The following is a 15,994-nucleotide window of genomic DNA, read 5'->3' on the forward strand; positions in this document are numbered from 1 at the left end:
GACGTCGCGCGCCTTACGCGCCCGGCGTCGTTTCCTTGTACTTGCCGTAGGCCATCAGGCGCTCGAAACGGCGCTCTTTCAGGTCGGCGATGCTCATGCCCTGGAACTGGCGCAGTGAGTCGGCAAGCGCGCGGCGCAGCAGCGCAGCCATGCCCTTCGGGTCGCGATGCGCGCCGCCGAGCGGCTCGTTCACGATCTTGTCGATGAGGCCCAGCGCCTTCAGGCGGTGCGCCGTGAGGCCCAGCGCTTCCGCGGCTTCCGGGGCCTTCGCAGCGCTCTTCCAGAGAATCGATGCGCAGCCTTCCGGCGAGATCACCGAGTAGGTCGAGAATTGCAGCATCATGACCGTGTCGGCAACCGCGACGGCGAGCGCGCCGCCCGAACCGCCTTCACCGATGATCGTCGTGATGATCGGCGTCTTGAGTTCGGCCATCACGTAGAGATTGCGGCCGATCGCTTCCGACTGGCCACGCTCTTCCGCGCCGATGCCAGGGTACGCGCCCGGCGTGTCGACGAACGTGAAGATGGGCAGACCGAACTTCTCGGCGAGGCGCATGAGACGCTCGGCCTTGCGATAGCCTTCCGGGCGCGGCATGCCGAAGTTGCGCGCGGCACGCTCCTTCGTGTCACGGCCCTTCTGATGACCGATCACCATGCAGGCCTGACCATTGAAGCGCGCGAGGCCGCCAACGACAGAAAGGTCGTCCGCGAACGAGCGGTCGCCATGGAGTTCGTGAAAATCGGTGAACAGCTCGTGCACGTAATCGAGCGTGTACGGACGCTGCGGATGACGCGCGATCTGCGAAACCTGCCACGGGCTCAGGTTCGCATAGAGGTCCTTCGTGAGCTGCTGGCTCTTCTTCGACAGCCGCTCGATTTCTTCCGAAATATCGACGGCCGAATCGTCCTGAACGAAGCGCAGTTCTTCGATCTTCGCTTCCAGTTCAGCGATCGGCTGTTCGAAATCCAGAAACGTGGTCTTCATGTGTGGGAATCCTTCACTTTGCGGCAGCGCGTATTCTAACCGCGCCAGCCCGCGCCGAAATCGGCTCAGAACTATCGATTTCTTCGATCGATAGGATTTTTCTTAATAACTAACGGCTGACTCAAGCCTCACGACGGCTCGAGGCTGCGCCACATGTACCACGTCGCGACAGTACGCCACGGCTCCCAGTTGGCCGCGACTTCGCGCGCTTCGCTGCGCGTGACCGGCTCGCCACTGAAATAGTTGACGCTGATCGCGCGGATCAGACCGAGATCGTCGAGCGGCAGCACGTTCGGGCGCGCGAGATTGAAGATCAGGAACATCTCGGCGGTCCAGCGGCCAATGCCGCGAATTGCCGTGAGCTCCGCGATCACGTCCTCGTCGTCCATCGACGTCCACTTGCCGACATGCAGCGCGCCCGAGACGAAATGCTGCGCGAGATCGAGAATGTATTCCGTCTTGCGTTTCGAGAGCCCGCACGCGGCGAGCTTTTCGTGACCGAGTTTCAGGAACTGTTGCGGCACGAGCTTCGGACACGCGGCTTCCACACGCTGCCAGAGCGCTTGCGCCGCCGCCGTCGAAATCTGCTGGCCGACCACCGAACGCGCGAGCGTGACGAACGGATCGTCGCGGCTCAGCAAATGCACGGGGCCGAACTTCGGAATCAGCTTCTTGAGAATACGGTCGCGCTTGACGAGGTCCGCGCAGGCCTTGTCCCAATAGTCGGGACGCTGCACTTCGAATTCGAGATCGCCGAGCGCATTCGCCGCCGGCTCCACGGCTTCGAGCACCGCCGGACCATTGGAGAGCGCGGCCTCGATCGCCGCGCCGTCGAGCGCCTCGTGCGATGTGGACGCGCCGTTTGCCTTACCACGCGCCGCCTTGGTAGCCGGCTTTGTCGCTGCCTTGCCGCCCGCGCCATTGAGCGCGCGCTTTGCACCTGCGGGTGCGCCCGCAGTTCCGCCCGTTAGCGACGCAGACCGCCTGGTCTGCGTCTTCGTGGCCGTTGCCATCCTGCCTCCTGCCTCGCGAATCGATCAGTGGAAACTGGACAGCCCGCTTACACGCGGCGCCACTCGGTCAATCCGCCCGGTTTGTCTTCGAGCGCGACACCGGCTTCGAGCAGTTCGGCCCGAATCCGGTCCGCCTCCGCATACTGCTTCGCCTGCTTGGCCGCCGTGCGCGCCGCGATCTTCGCTTCGACCGCTGCCACGTCGAGCGCGCCCGCCTCTTCTGCGCCCACAGCCTGTTGCAGATACACGCGCGGCTCGCGCACGAGCAGCCCGATCACGCGTGCGAGGCGCTGCAGCTGACGCGCGAGCACGGCGTCGCGCGTACGATTCACCTCGCTCGCGAGTTCGAACAGCACGGCGATCGCCACCGGCGTGTTGAAGTCGTCGTTCATTGCCGCACGAAAACGCTGTGCGTACGGCTCATTCCAGTCGAGCTCACCGGCGTCGGGCGTCACGTCCTTCAACGCCGTGTAAAGACGCGTGAGCGCGTTGCGCGCGTCGTCGAGATGCACGTCGCTGTAATTCAGCGGCGAGCGGTAATGCGCGCGCGCCATGAAGAAGCGCACCACTTCTGCATCGTACTTCGCCAGCACTTCGCGGATCGTGAAGAAGTTGCCGAGCGACTTCGACATCTTCTCGTTGTCGATATTCACGAAGCCGTTATGCATCCACGTATTGACGAACGTCTTGCCGGTCGCGCCTTCGCTCTGTGCAATCTCGTTCTCGTGGTGCGGAAACTGCAGGTCCTGGCCACCGCCATGAATGTCGAAGTGCTCGCCGAGCAGCGTGCAGCCCATGGCCGAGCATTCGATATGCCAGCCCGGACGGCCGCGCCCGTACATCGAGTCCCAGCTCGTGTCGGCCGGCTCTTGCGGTTTTGCCTGTTTCCACAGGACGAAGTCAAGCGGATCCTGCTTGGCATCGTTCGTCGCCACACGTTCGCCCGCGCGCAGGTCCTCGATCGACTTGCCCGAGAGCGCGCCATAGTTCGCGAACTTGCGCACGGCGTAGTTCACGTCGCCGTCCGCACCCTGGTACGCGTAACCGTTGCGCTCGAGCTTGCCGATCATGTCGAGCATCTGCGGGATGTACTGCGTCGCGCGCGGCTCATGGTCGGGACGCTCGATGCCGAGCGCGTCCGCGTCTTCGTGAAGCGCTGCGATGAAACGGTCGGTGAGCTGCTTGATCGTCTCGCCGTTTTCCACCGCGCGACGAATGATCTTGTCATCGATATCGGTAATGTTGCGCACGTAGGTCACGTTGTAACCGAGCGCGCGCAACCAGCGCTGTACGATATCGAACACCACCATCACGCGCGCATGCCCGATGTGACAATAGTCGTACACCGTCATCCCGCAGACGTACATACGCACGACGCCGGGCTCGAGTGGCACGAAAATTTGCTTGTCACGCGCGAGCGTGTTGTAGATGCGCAGTGATTCCATAAAGGCGATGGATACGTGGGTCGAAAGAAATCCGCGGCGGCGCCGACCGCAGCCAGCGGGTGATGCCCGCATGACTCAGGCTGCTGTCTGTCGGCGTCCGGACTGCAAACAGGTTGCTATGCTCAGCGGAGACGACCACGAGTGGCGTTGGAAAGCCCGGCGACTCGCGCAAGCGCCCGTAATGCAAACATAACGCGAACAAACGGGCGAGGGACAAAGCGCGCGACGAAAACGCACAGACCTTTTGTTAGAATGGCTCGGAGTATAACACCGCGACCTCACCCTATGAAACCTTCCAGCGGCCGCGCGCCCCGCGCTGCGACCCTTGCCGCGTCGGCTCTCTCGAGCGTCGCGATCGTGCTGTGCAGCGTGAGCATCGCGCATGCCGCGCCCCCGGCGACGTCCGACGCCACACCAGGCGCCGACGCAGCGATCAGCCAGCAGGACTGGGCTGGCGCGCTGCGCCAGCTCGACGAACGCATCAAGACGAACCCGCGCGACGTGCAGGCGAAGTTCAAGCGCGCGACCATTCTCGCGCGCCTGAACCGCGACGACGACGCGATCGAGGCGTTCACCGAACTTACGCAGCTCTACCCCGAACTGCCCGAGCCTTACAACAATCTCGCGGCGCTTTATGCCAAGCATGGCCGCTACGAGGAGGCGCGCGTCGCACTCGAAACGGCGGTGAAGGCGAACCCTTCGTACAGTCTCGCGTGGGAGAATCTCGGCGACCTGTACCTGCGCCTGGCCGATGCGTCATACCGACGCGCGCAAACGCTCGGTCACACGAGCGGCGCGACGTCGCAACGCCTCGCCGACATCGCGAAGATCATCTCGCCGCCGCCCGCTGCGAAGAAAGCGAACGCCGCTGCGGCAGCGCCAGAAGCCGCGTCGGGCGCAAGCCCGACGGCGCTCGTGCCCGCGTTCACCAATCCCGCGTACCAGTTCGGCGGCTCGACGGGGTCGCTGGCGATGCCGCCTTTCGTGGCGCCGTCGAACTAACACGTGGCGCGCAGCACCTCGCGCGCCGCAACACGTTTTTCCCGCACTTCCGAGGATACTCATGAAATGGTTGATGTTGGCGCTCGGCAGCGCCGCCCTGATCGCGAACGCACCCGCCTTTGCGCAAAACGGCCAGCCGGCCGCCGCGCATCCGCAAGTGCTCTTCAAGACCAGTGAAGGCGACATTCGCGTCGAACTCTATCCGGAGAAAGCGCCGAAGACCGTCGACAATTTCCTGCAGTACGTGAAGGCTGGCCAGTACAACGGCACGATCTTTCATCGCGTGATTCGCGGCTTCATGATCCAGGGCGGCGGCTACACGCAAAGCTTCGTCGAGAAGCCCACGCGCGCGCCGGTCGCGCTCGAAAGCAAGAACGGCCTGAAGAACCTCACGGGCACGATCGCGATGGCGCGCACGAGCGACCCGAATTCGGCCACCGCGCAGTTCTTCATCAACACCGTCGACAACGCCGGCCTCGACTATCCGAACCCGGACGGCAACGGCTATGCCGTGTTCGGCAAGGTCACGCAGGGCATGGACGTCGTGAAGAAGATCGAAGCGGCGCCCACCACCTCGCGCGGGCCGATGGCCGACGTGCCGCAAAAGGAAATCGTGATCGAATCGGCGACCGTCGTCGGCAAGTAAAGCGCCGGCAACACGCCAGGTCATCATCGACTAACCGGGCGGCAATGCCGCCCTCACCCGTCGCACGTCGCGGCGCCGGCACACGCGTTGGGCAACACGCCCCGCCTCTTGCCGATGCAGCGACGTTCACTCCCCCAGCCACAGGCAAAGGATCCCATCATGGTCGAACTGCACACGAACCACGGCGTCATCAAGCTCGAACTGAACGCCGAGAAGGCCCCGAAGACGGTCGCCAACTTCCTCAACTACGTGAAGAACGGCCACTATGACGGCACGGTGTTCCACCGCGTCATCGACGGGTTCATGATCCAGGGCGGCGGCTTCGACGCCGGCATGAAGCAAAAGCCGACCGAAGCGCCGATCGAAAACGAAGCGAACAACGGCCTGAAGAACGAACGCGGCTCGATCGCCATGGCGCGCACCAACGACCCGCACTCGGCATCGGCACAGTTCTTCATCAACGTGGCCGACAACGACTTCCTGAACCACTCGTCGCCGACGCCGCAAGGCTGGGGCTACGCCGTGTTCGGCAAGGTCGTGGAAGGCCTCGAAGTGGTCGACAAGATCAAGAAGGTCAAGACGGGCTCGAAGGGCTTCCATCAGGACGTGCCGGTCGACGACGTCGTGATCGAAAAGGCTGTCGTCGTCGAATAAGCTTCAACCCACTCTCACGCACACCCTTCATCGATGCTGCAGGAAAAGGCTTTACGACACGCTGCCGCGGGCGTGCCCGGCGAGGGCAAGCGCCCGCACGCGGCTCGCCCGTTCCTGTTCATTTCCGATGTCCATCTGAATGAAGGGATTCCGCGTACGGTCGCCGCGTTCGAGCGCTTTATCCGGGTCACGGCCGATCAGGCCGACTCGGTGTTCATACTCGGCGACCTCTTCGAATACTGGATCGGTGACGACATGCTCAGCGATCCGTTCCCCGCGCGCATGGCTGCACTCATGCATACGCTCTCCGAGCGCGGCATCGCGCTCTACATCATGCACGGCAACCGCGACTTTCTGATGGGCAAGCGCTTCATGAAAGCCGCGGGCGCGATCTGGCTGCCCGACCCCATCGCGATCACCGCGTTCGGCACGCGTCTCGCACTCGCGCACGGCGATGCGATGTGCACCGACGATCACGGCTATCAGATCTTTCGCAAGCTCGCGCGCAACCGGCTCGTGCAACTGCTGTTTCTCGCATGGCCGTTTCGCTGGCGGCGTGCGATTGCCGAGCGCGCGCGCTACGCGAGCGAAAGCAAGCGCAGCGGGCCGCGCCTGCCGAAGTACGACGTCACGGCAAAAGGCGTGGCGGCGCTCTTCAAGCGCGCGCGTGCGAACACCATCGTGCACGGTCACACGCACAGGCCGGCGCGCCACCAGGAGCCCGGCGGCACGCGTTGGGTCTTGCCCGACTGGGATCTCGATCACGGCAAGCCACGCGGCGGCTATCTGCGCGTGGACGCCGAAGGGTTCAGGGTCTTGCCGCTGGACTGAAACCGAGGTGTGCCGCTTCTAGCACCCTGGTCGCGCCGCGCGTCAAACGCGCACGGGCGCTTTCTCTTCTTCGCTGGCCGCCGCAACGGCCTGCGGACCGCCACATTCCAACCCCTCCGACAGACGCCGCAATTCGGCGAGCGCCGCATCGGCGCCGTGCAGCGCCTCGAGACGCGTGCCGAGGCGCTCGAGCGCAACGACGATGGCATCGACACGCTGCGCCTGCGTGGCTGCGTGGTCGATCAGGCCGTGGATCGCGAGCGAAACCGGGTCGTCCGCATTGGGCGTGATGCCGTAAGCGCAGAAGCCCTCGCGCGCCGAAGCCGGCTTGGCCTGCACCGGCGCAGTCTTCGCCGGCGCGACGACGCGCGCGGGGTTGCCCACCGCCGTCGCGCCGTCCGGCACCGGCTTCACGACGACGGCGTTCGAGCCGATCTTCGCCCCGGCACCCACCGTGAAGCCGCCGAGCACCTTCGCGCCCGCACCGACGATCACGCCCGCACCCAATGTCGGATGGCGCTTGGCGCCACGCGTGAGCGACGTGCCGCCGAGCGTCACGCCCTGATAGATCGTGCAGTCGTCGCCGACCTCGGCCGTCTCGCCGATCACGACGCCCATGCCGTGATCGATGAACACGCGCCTGCCGATGGTCGCGCCCGGATGGATTTCGATGCCGGTAAGAAAACGTGCGATCTGCGAAACGTAACGCGCGAGCCAGCGGCGCTGCGCGCGCCAGCACGCATGCGCGAAGCGATGGAGCACGAGCGCATGCAGACCCGGATAACAGGTCAGGACCTCCCACGCACTGCGCGCGGCGGGATCGCGCTCGCGGATCGTGGCAATGTCTTCGCGAAGTCTCTTGAACATGGCAGTCACGCAAAAAAACGTGTGAAACAGGGGGAATGGCGGCCGCACGCCACCGCAGCGTGCGCGCGAAGCGGCGCAGCGGCTATTGCAGCCACGCGCATTTGCTTATGAATTTATCGCCGGTTTTCAGCCGATTGTAGGCGCAAAGCCGATTTGCGGTCGGAAGTCCCCGACAGCGGCAAGGTCGGACGCCGGCGCGCACGTCGCGCCGGCCCGGCGCATCAACGGTTCTCGCCTTTGCCCTTGAGCATGAGAATGTGCTTGGCGATGCCGCGCACGATATTGACCTCCTCGCGCTCGAGCCCCGAGCGGGCAAAGAGCCGCCGTAGTCGCGACATCAGCTTCTTCGGATTGGCGGGGTCGAGAAAGTCGAGCGCGATGAGCGCGTTCTCGAGGTGCACATACATGCGCTCGATGTCGTCGCTCGTCGCAAGCGGCGATCCAGCCGAAAGCTGGGAAGTCCCGCCCGCTCCGCCAGCCGCCGGCAACGCCGCGGCAGGCGCGCTCTCGCCGAGATACGCGAGGCGCAGTTCGTAGGAGAGCACCTGGACCGCCTGGGCAAGATTGAGCGAGCTATAGGCGGGGTTGGCCGGGATGTGCGCAAGCGCGCTGCAGCGCTCGACATCGTCGTTCGAGAGGCCCGTGCGCTCATTGCCGAACACGAGCGCGATGTCGCCGCCGTGCGCCACCTGGCGGCAAGCGTCCTGCACCGCCCGGCGCGGCGCGGCGGGCGGCGGCCCGTACTCGCGCGTGCGCGCAGTGAGCGCGAGCGACCATTGCACGCCCGCCAGCGCGTCGGCGAGCGTCGGCACGATGTGGGCGGCCGCGAGCACGTCGTCGGCCCCGCTCGCCATCGCGACGGCTTCCGGGTCGCAGTGGACCTGCGGCACGCGCGGCGCCACCAGCACGAGGCGCGAGAATCCCATGGTCTTCAGCGCGCGCGCCGCCGCGCCGACATTGCCGGGGTGGCTCGGCTCGACGAGCACGAAGCGGGTGGACGTGAAGCCGCCGCGCAGCGGCTCGTGGGCGTCGCCGAAAGCCGGCGCCGGTGCGTGGGAATCAGGTGAATCGGGGTGCGCCAAGATGGTTCTCTAACTGCGAAAGGGAGATTGAAATATCTATGTTAGCGCGCCTCGCGCCGCGGCGAGGGCCGCTCACGCGGATCGTGGCGCGCCAGGCCGCCCGCCATCGCGTTTGCGCCGGCGCGCAGACCGGCCGAACGTCATATCCATAGAAATCCCGATATCCTGCCCGGGAGAAGCCATAGAAATGCCGATACTCGGGTAAAATGGCGGTTTCGCGCGCGTCGGGCGAATCGCGCAGCCGTGTGGTTGCCCGCCAGACGCTCGGCACATTGCTGGCCACTTTCTGGCAAACCGCGCCGCCGCGCACCGCTCTTATCCAATTCGTCTCCGTTGACGGGACAGGTTCCGCAGGTCCGATTCGTGACCCGCGCCCTGTCCAATCGTTAGACGCTTTTATCTTTTGCACCACCGGCACGCAGCGAGCTTTCGCGCGAGCGCCGGACAACAAGGATCCTGGCTCATGCATCCCATGCTCAACATCGCTGTCAAGGCCGCGCGCCGCGCCGGACAGATCATCAACCGCGCGTCGCTCGACCTCGACCTCGTGCAGGTCGCGAAGAAGCAGCATAACGATTTCGTCACGGAAGTCGACAAGGCGGCCGAAGCCGCCATCATCGAAACGCTCAAGACGGCCTACCCCGACCACGCCATCCTCGCCGAGGAATCGGGCGAATCGGACAACGAGTCCGAGTACCAGTGGATCATCGATCCGCTCGACGGCACCACCAACTTCATCCACGGCTTCCAGTACTACTGCGTCTCGATCGCGCTCGCGCACAAGGGCATTGTCACGCAGGCCGTGGTCTATGACCCGACTCGCAACGATCTCTTCACCGCCTCGCGCGGCCGCGGCGCGTTCCTGAACGACCGCCGCATCCGTGTGGGCCGCCGCGACCGTCTCGCCGACGGCCTGATCGGCACCGGCTTCCCGTTCCGCGAAAAGGACGGCCTCGACAGCTACTGCGAACTGTTCGCCGACATGACCAACGCGTGCGCGGGCCTGCGCCGCCCGGGCGCGGCCGCGCTCGATCTGGCCAACGTCGCCGCCGGCCGCATGGACGGCTTCTTCGAGCAGGGTCTCAATCCGTGGGACGTCGCCGCGGGCGGCCTGCTCGTGACGGAAGCCGGCGGTCTGATCGGCAACTACACGGGCGACTCGGACTTCCTGCACGTGGGCGAAGTCGTCGCGGGCAACCCGAAGATCTACGCGCAAATGGTGCCGATCCTCTCGAAGTACACGCGCGTCACGAAGGCGGCCTGATCGTCCATGCGCGTCGCGGTGCACGCCTTGTTCCACCGCGACGCGTGCAACGCGCGCGCCAGGTCAGCCCTGGCCCACCCATGCGCAGCGAGCGGCTTCGGCCGCTTTTTTGTTTCGCCGGTCGCCCTGCCGCAAGAGGGCCACGCACGCATCCGATGAAAAAAGGCTTCTACACGATCATCGCCGCGCAGTTCGTGTCGTCGCTTGCCGACAACGCACTCCTCATCGCGGCGATCGCGCTGCTCACAGTGATTGCTTCGCCCGCCTGGGTGACGCCGCTCCTGCAGATCTTCTTCACGATCTCTTACGTGCTGCTCGCGCCTTTCGTCGGCGCGTTCGCCGACGCCCTGCAAAAGCGCCACGTGATGTTCGTCTCGAACGCGCTCAAGGCGGGCGGTTGCCTGCTGATGATCGCAGGCGTGCATCCCATGCTCGCGTATGGCGTGGTCGGCTTCGGCGCCGCCGCGTACTCGCCAGCAAAGTACGGAATCCTGACGGAATTGCTGCCGGCCGAAAAACTCATCGCCGCCAATGCATGGCTCGAATCGGCCACGGTGCTATCCACCATCGTTGGCACGATGATGGGCGGCGCGCTCGTTTCGACGTACGCCGATCGTTTCGTCACGCGCCATCCGCTACCGCTCATCCATTCGGCCGCCCACCTCGCGATGCTCGCCGTGATGATCACGTATGTGTGCGCCGCGATCATCAACATCGGCATTCCCGACACGCTTGCCCGCTATGAAAACCGGCTCAGGGAGCCGGCGCGGCTCATGGGCGATTTCACGCATAGTTTCAATGTGCTCTGGACCGACAAGCTCGCGCAAATCGCACTCTGGGTCACGACCCTGATGTGGGGCGCGGCGGTCACGCTGCAATTGCTCGTGCTCAAATGGGCCGACGCGAATCTCGGACTCTCGCTCTCGAAAGCCGCCGTGATGCAGGGCGTGACGGGACTCGGCATTGCGCTGGGCGCGGGCGCGGCAGCCGCATGGGTGTCGCTGCGCGCCTCGTTGCGCGTGCTGCCCGTGGGCGTGCTGTGCGGCGCAGTGGCGATCGGCATGGCGTTCTACAGCAAGGGCCTGTTTCCGCAAGGCGTGGGCGTGCGCTTCGGCACGTTCATCGTGCCCTTCTATCTGCTTTTCGCGTATCCGCTGATGGTGCTGCTCGGCGTGCTCGCCGGTTTTTTCATCGTGCCGATGAACGCCCTGCTCCAGCATCGCGGCGCGACCCTGCTTTCGGCGGGCCACTCGATCGCGGTGCAGAATTTCAACCAGAATCTCGCGGTGCTGCTCATGCTCGGCGCGTATGCGCTGCTGCTCACCGCGAAGGTACCCGTGCAGTGGATCATCGTCGTGTTCGGCGTGTTCGTTTCCACGATGATCTGGCTCGCCATGCGGCACAGTGCGGCAAACGCGCGCACCGTGGACCTGCAGGCGCTGGTCGACGAATGATCGGATGGCGTTAGCCGAAAGGCTGGCTTTACATGCAATCGGCGCGCGTTAAACTCACGCCCTGAACCCCTAGCAAGACACCGAGGATGGCTACACACACCGCAGGCGCAGCCGACACCGCGCAACACACTCCCATGATGCAGCAGTACCTGCGCATCAAGGCCGATCATCCGGGTACGCTCGTGTTCTACCGCATGGGCGACTTCTACGAGCTCTTCTTCGAAGACGCCGAGAAAGCCGCGCGCCTGCTCGACCTCACGCTCACGCAGCGCGGCGCGTCGGCGGGCAATCCGATCAAGATGGCGGGCGTGCCGCATCACGCGGTCGAGCAATATCTCGCAAAGCTCGTGAAGCTGGGCGAGTCGGTCGCGATCTGCGAGCAGATCGGCGACCCGGCCACGTCGAAGGGCCCGGTCGAGCGCAAGGTCGTGCGCGTGGTGACGCCCGGCACGCTGACAGACGCAGCGCTCCTTTCCGACAAGAACGACGTCTACCTGATGGCCGTTTGCCCCGGCCACAACCGCCGCGGCGTGACCGTCAATGTCGGGCTCGCGTGGCTCAATCTCGCCAGCGGCGCGCTGCGCCTCGCGGAAGTCGCGCCGGAACAGGTCGCCACGGCGTTCGAGCGTATTCGGCCGGCGGAAATCCTCGTCGCGGAAATGCCGGCGGAAACGTCCGCCTGGGCGCCGCCCGCCGGATCGGGCGCGCTCACGCGCGTACCCGCCTGGCACTTCGACGTCGGCTCGGGCAAGCAGCGCCTGTGCGACCAGCTCGACGTGGCGAGCCTCGACGGCTTCGGCGCGCAAACGCTCACGAGCGCGTGCGGCGCGGCGGGCGCGCTGCTGCTCTATGCGGCGGCCACGCAGGGCCAGCAACTGCGCCACGTGCGCAGCCTGAAAGTCGAAGCCGAATCGGAATACATCGGGCTCGATCCGGCCACGCGCCGCAACCTCGAACTCACCGAAACGTTGCGCGGCACCGAATCGCCCACGCTCTGCTCGCTGCTCGACACGTGCAGTACCGCCATGGGCAGCCGCTTGCTGCGTCACTGGCTCCATCACCCGCCGCGCCAGGCTGCGATTGCGCAAATGCGCCAGCAAGCCATCGGCGCGCTGCTGGAGGCGCCACCGCAAGCGAGCGTCGATACGCTGCGCGGCGCGCTGCGCCAGATCGCCGACGTCGAGCGCATCACGGGGCGGCTCGCGCTGCTTTCCGCGCGCCCCCGCGACCTGTCGAGCCTGCGCGACACCTTCGCGGCGTTGCCCGCGCTGCGCGAACAGGTTGCAGCCGCAAGCGGCGCGGCCACGTCGCTTGCGCACATCGCCGAGGCGCTCGAACCGCCAGCAGAATGCGCGGCGCTGCTGCTGCGCGCAGTCGCGCCCGAGCCGGCCGCCATGGTGCGCGACGGCGGCGTGATCGCGCGCGGCTACGACGCGGACCTCGACGAACTGCGCGACATCTCCGAGAACTGCGGCCAGTTCCTGCTCGACCTCGAAACGCGCGAGCGCACGCGCACCGGCATCGGCAATCTGCGCGTCGAGTACAACAAGGTGCATGGCTTCTATATCGAAGTCACGCGCGGCCAGACCGACAAGGTTCCCGACGACTATCGCCGTCGTCAAACGCTCAAGAACGCCGAGCGCTACATCACGCCTGAACTCAAGACGTTCGAGGATAAGGCGCTCTCGGCGCAGGAACGCGCGCTTTCGCGCGAGAAGGCGCTCTACGACGCGCTGCTGCAATCGCTGCTGCCGTTCATTCCCGATTGCCAGCGCGTGGCCGCCGCGCTCGCCGAACTCGACCTGCTGGCCGCCTTCGCCGAACGCGCCCGCGCGCTCGACTGGAATGCGCCCACGTTCACGGAAGCCCCCGGCATCGAGATCGAGCAAGGCCGGCATCCCGTGGTCGAAGCACAGGTCGAGCAGTTCATCGCCAACGACTGCCTGCTTTCTGCCGAGCGCAAGCTGCTGCTCATCACCGGCCCGAACATGGGCGGTAAATCGACCTTCATGCGGCAGACCGCGCTTATCGCCCTGCTCGCCTACGTGGGCAGCTACGTGCCGGCGAAGCGCGCAAGCTTCGGGCCGATCGACCGCATCTTCACGCGCATCGGCGCCGCCGACGACCTCGCGGGCGGCCGCTCGACCTTCATGGTCGAAATGACCGAAGCCGCCGCCATTCTCAACGACGCCACGCCGCAAAGCCTCGTGCTGATGGACGAGATCGGGCGCGGCACGTCGACGTTCGACGGCCTCGCACTCGCGTGGGCCATTGCGCGGCATCTGCTCGCGCACAACGGTTGCCACACGCTCTTCGCCACGCACTACTTCGAGCTCACGCAACTGCCGACGGAATTTGCTCAAGCGGCGAACGTGCATCTTTCAGCCGTCGAACACGGTCACGGCATCGTCTTCCTGCATGCGGTGCAGGAAGGGCCGGCGAACCAGAGCTACGGCCTGCAGGTCGCGCAGCTCGCGGGTGTGCCCGCCGCCGTGATCCGCGCGGCGCGCAAACATCTCGTGCATCTGGAGCAGCAATCGGCAGGACAGCCCACGCCGCAACTCGACCTGTTCGCCGCGCCCGCCGCCGACTACGACGACGAAGCACCGTTCGTGGAAGATCGCGCTGCGCCGGCCGCAGAGGAAGATCTGGGCGCGTCGCTCGTCGCACAGCGGCTGCGCGCACTCGATCCGAACGAATTGCGCCCGCGCGACGCGCTCGACCTGTTGTACGAACTGCATGAGCTGGCCACGGCGCCGGACACGAAGCGCTGAGCGTCGCCTCGCGACGCCGCCGCGGCCACCGCAACCGGCGGGCCGCGGCAGCCCCCGTTCGCGCTATCTGAAAATTATGCGCCGTGTGTCATGCGCGTTGATGCTGGCGTCGTTGCTGGGTTCGCCGCTCGCGGCGCTCGCACAAGCGCCGCGCTATGCCTTCGCGGTCGTGGCGAACGCACTCACCTCGCAGTCCGAGGAAGCGTCGGCGCAGCGGCTCATCGATGCCATCGGGCGCGACCCGCAAATCGCCTTCATCGTCTACGACGGCAATCTCAAAGGCGCACGCGAGACCTGCGCCGACCATCTCTACGAGCGGCGTCACGACATTCTCGATGCGTCACGTGCGCCGCTCGTGTTCGTGCCAGGCGAGCGCGACTGGGTCACCTGCGGCATGAATGGCTCGGGTGCCTACGATCCCGCAGAGCGACTCGATTTCCTGCGACAGAACTTTTTCTCCGATCCCAATGCGCTCGGTCAGACACCCTTGACGCTCACGCGCGAGAGCGAAGTTTCGCGCTTCCGGCCGTATCGGGAAAACGTGCGCTGGCAACTTGGCGACACCGTGTTCATTGGGCTGAATGTGCCGGACGGGAACAATCACTATCTCAATGCAGGCGGGCGCAATGGCGAGTTCGAAGACCGCGTGATCGCCAACAGCTTCTGGCTCGAACATGCGGCCGAATATGCGAAGCGCCGCAACGCGCGCGCAATTGTCATCTTCATGCAGGGCAACGCGATGCCCGAGCATTACGAGCGGCCGGATCGCTTCGCGTGGCTGCGCTTTCACCGTGCGCCGCGCGACGGCTATCTCGAGTTGCGCCGCAGCCTCGTGAAGCTCGCCGAAACGTTCCGCGGCCAGATCATCATCGTGAATGCAGACGACTCGAAGCTCGCACGCGGCTTCACGATCGATCAGCCGCTGCGTAACGACAAAGGCGCCAGGATAGAAAACGTCACGCGCATCGCGTTCTCGCTGCGCGACCCACTTACGCAGTGGCTGCAGGTAGACGCCGACATGGCGCGCCGTACGCCTCTGCGCGTGAGCGTGCGCGACGTACCGAAACATCTGCCAGTGCTTCCCACACCACCGTCGTTGAATCTGCCAGGCGTAGCGTCGCCCGCGATGCCGGAAATGCCCGAAGTGTCGTCGATGCCGGATGTGACCGAGATTCCGGGCATGCCGCAGTCGCCCGACGTGGCGCCCGTGACGCCGGGCGCATCCGGAACCGCCGTGCCGCAAGGCTTGCCGGCGCCTGAAAACGGCGTGCCGAAGCCGGTATGGCCCGCGCAGGGTGGCCAGAATGGACTAGATGGTACAAGTGGGCAGAACAGCCCGGAAGGTGGGAATAGCGGCGGCCAGTTGCAGCCACCCGGCGCACCGGCGTCGGGCGGCTTCGCGCATTGATCGGCGATTAGTGCAGGGTGGGTTTCGAGGCGCCTTCGTCGCCGTCGTCTTCTTCGTCTTCGTCGACGATTTCGAGGCCATCCGCGCCGTGCGCGTGCTCATGTTCGATTTCGTCTTCGGTGGCGACACGCACCTCCTTGACCGTCAGGGCGAAGCGCAGCGCCATGCCCGCCAGGGGGTGATTGCCGTCGAGCACGACCTTGTCTTCGGCGACGTCCGTGACCGTATAGATGAGCGCGTCGAGGTCTTCGTCGCCTTCTTCGGGCGTGCCTTCGAACTGCATACCCACTTCGAGCGGCTCCGGAAAGCGGTTGCGCGGCTCGATCTTCACGAGCTCGGGATCGTATTCGCCGAAGGCGTCCTGCGGCTCAAGCTGGATCTGGGTCTCGAAGCCCGGCTCCTGCCCGTCCAGCACTTCCTCGATCTTGGGGAACGTGCCATCATAGCCGCCGTGCAGATAGACCATCGGCTCGTCGCTTTCCTCAATCAGATTGCCCTGCGCATCCGATAGCTTGTAAGCGACCGACACGACGGTGTCCTTTGCAATTTTCATTCGTTCCTCCAGATTA

General features: G+C 65.3%; 14 protein-coding genes. 8 read left to right on the top strand and 6 right to left on the bottom strand.

What is annotated here, in order from left to right; translation table 11 throughout:
* Positions 1-13: 13 nt before the first annotated feature.
* The 3 genes from U5A57_RS05450 to cysS form a co-directional block, all read right to left on the bottom strand.
* Positions 14-985 (bottom strand): acetyl-CoA carboxylase carboxyltransferase subunit alpha, encoded by a 972-nt coding sequence (locus U5A57_RS05450; protein WP_158757629.1) that lies wholly within the window; start codon positions 983-985, stop codon positions 14-16.
* A 128-nt stretch (positions 986-1,113) separates the two neighbouring features.
* Complete coding sequence (locus U5A57_RS05455; protein WP_321908874.1) at positions 1,114-1,998, bottom strand: DNA-3-methyladenine glycosylase; 885 nt, start codon at positions 1,996-1,998, stop codon at positions 1,114-1,116.
* Positions 1,999-2,045: 47 nt separating this feature from the next.
* On the bottom strand, positions 2,046-3,443 hold the full coding sequence (gene cysS / locus U5A57_RS05460) for a cysteine--tRNA ligase (protein ID WP_321908876.1): 1,398 nt from the start codon (positions 3,441-3,443) through the stop codon (positions 2,046-2,048).
* Between the two features lie 285 nt (positions 3,444-3,728).
* Between cysS and U5A57_RS05465 the strand changes: the two genes are divergently transcribed.
* From U5A57_RS05465 to U5A57_RS05480, 4 genes are all read left to right on the top strand, one after another.
* Positions 3,729-4,445: a tetratricopeptide repeat protein gene (locus U5A57_RS05465; protein WP_321908878.1), complete on the top strand. Its 717-nt coding sequence runs from the start codon at positions 3,729-3,731 to the stop codon at positions 4,443-4,445.
* Between the two features lie 61 nt (positions 4,446-4,506).
* Positions 4,507-5,091, top strand: coding sequence for a peptidylprolyl isomerase (locus U5A57_RS05470; protein WP_158757625.1), 585 nt, complete (start codon positions 4,507-4,509; stop codon positions 5,089-5,091).
* A gap of 159 nt (positions 5,092-5,250) precedes the next feature.
* Positions 5,251-5,745: a peptidylprolyl isomerase gene (locus U5A57_RS05475; protein ID WP_321908879.1), complete on the top strand. Its 495-nt coding sequence runs from the start codon at positions 5,251-5,253 to the stop codon at positions 5,743-5,745.
* A 33-nt stretch (positions 5,746-5,778) separates the two neighbouring features.
* A complete protein-coding gene (locus U5A57_RS05480) occupies positions 5,779-6,576 on the top strand; it encodes a UDP-2,3-diacylglucosamine diphosphatase (protein ID WP_321908880.1) in 798 nt (265 codons plus the stop codon).
* Between the two features lie 42 nt (positions 6,577-6,618).
* On the opposite strand, the gene cysE is transcribed toward U5A57_RS05480, so the two are convergent.
* Together cysE and U5A57_RS05490 are read right to left on the bottom strand one after the other, a co-directional pair.
* Positions 6,619-7,443 (bottom strand): serine O-acetyltransferase, encoded by an 825-nt coding sequence (gene cysE / locus U5A57_RS05485; protein ID WP_321908881.1) that lies wholly within the window; start codon positions 7,441-7,443, stop codon positions 6,619-6,621.
* Between the two features lie 221 nt (positions 7,444-7,664).
* Positions 7,665-8,459: an RNA methyltransferase gene (locus U5A57_RS05490; RefSeq protein WP_321909203.1), complete on the bottom strand. Its 795-nt coding sequence runs from the start codon at positions 8,457-8,459 to the stop codon at positions 7,665-7,667.
* A gap of 529 nt (positions 8,460-8,988) precedes the next feature.
* Between U5A57_RS05490 and U5A57_RS05495 the strand changes: the two genes are divergently transcribed.
* The 4 genes from U5A57_RS05495 to U5A57_RS05510 all read left to right on the top strand — a co-directional run bounded on the left by U5A57_RS05495 (position 8,989) and on the right by U5A57_RS05510 (position 15,425).
* The gene (locus U5A57_RS05495) at positions 8,989-9,789 is read left to right on the top strand and encodes an inositol monophosphatase family protein (RefSeq protein ID WP_158757622.1); all 801 of its coding nucleotides are present in this window, start codon (positions 8,989-8,991) and stop codon (positions 9,787-9,789) included.
* Positions 9,790-9,944: 155 nt separating this feature from the next.
* A complete protein-coding gene (gene lplT, locus U5A57_RS05500) occupies positions 9,945-11,243 on the top strand; it encodes a lysophospholipid transporter LplT (RefSeq protein WP_321908883.1) in 1,299 nt (432 codons plus the stop codon).
* Between the two features lie 86 nt (positions 11,244-11,329).
* Positions 11,330-14,017: a DNA mismatch repair protein MutS gene (gene mutS / locus U5A57_RS05505; RefSeq protein ID WP_321908885.1), complete on the top strand. Its 2,688-nt coding sequence runs from the start codon at positions 11,330-11,332 to the stop codon at positions 14,015-14,017.
* Positions 14,018-14,117: 100 nt separating this feature from the next.
* Entirely contained in the window at positions 14,118-15,425 is a 1,308-nt protein-coding gene (locus U5A57_RS05510; RefSeq protein WP_321908887.1) for a hypothetical protein, read from the top strand.
* 7 nt (positions 15,426-15,432) lie between these two features.
* Here the strand turns inward: U5A57_RS05510 and U5A57_RS05515 are convergent, their stop codons facing one another.
* Positions 15,433-15,978 (bottom strand): peptidylprolyl isomerase, encoded by a 546-nt coding sequence (locus U5A57_RS05515; protein ID WP_321908888.1) that lies wholly within the window; start codon positions 15,976-15,978, stop codon positions 15,433-15,435.
* Positions 15,979-15,994 lie beyond the last annotated feature (16 nt).

Source organism: Paraburkholderia sp. J11-2, assembly GCF_905220185.1.
GTDB lineage: Bacteria > Pseudomonadota > Gammaproteobacteria > Burkholderiales > Burkholderiaceae > Paraburkholderia.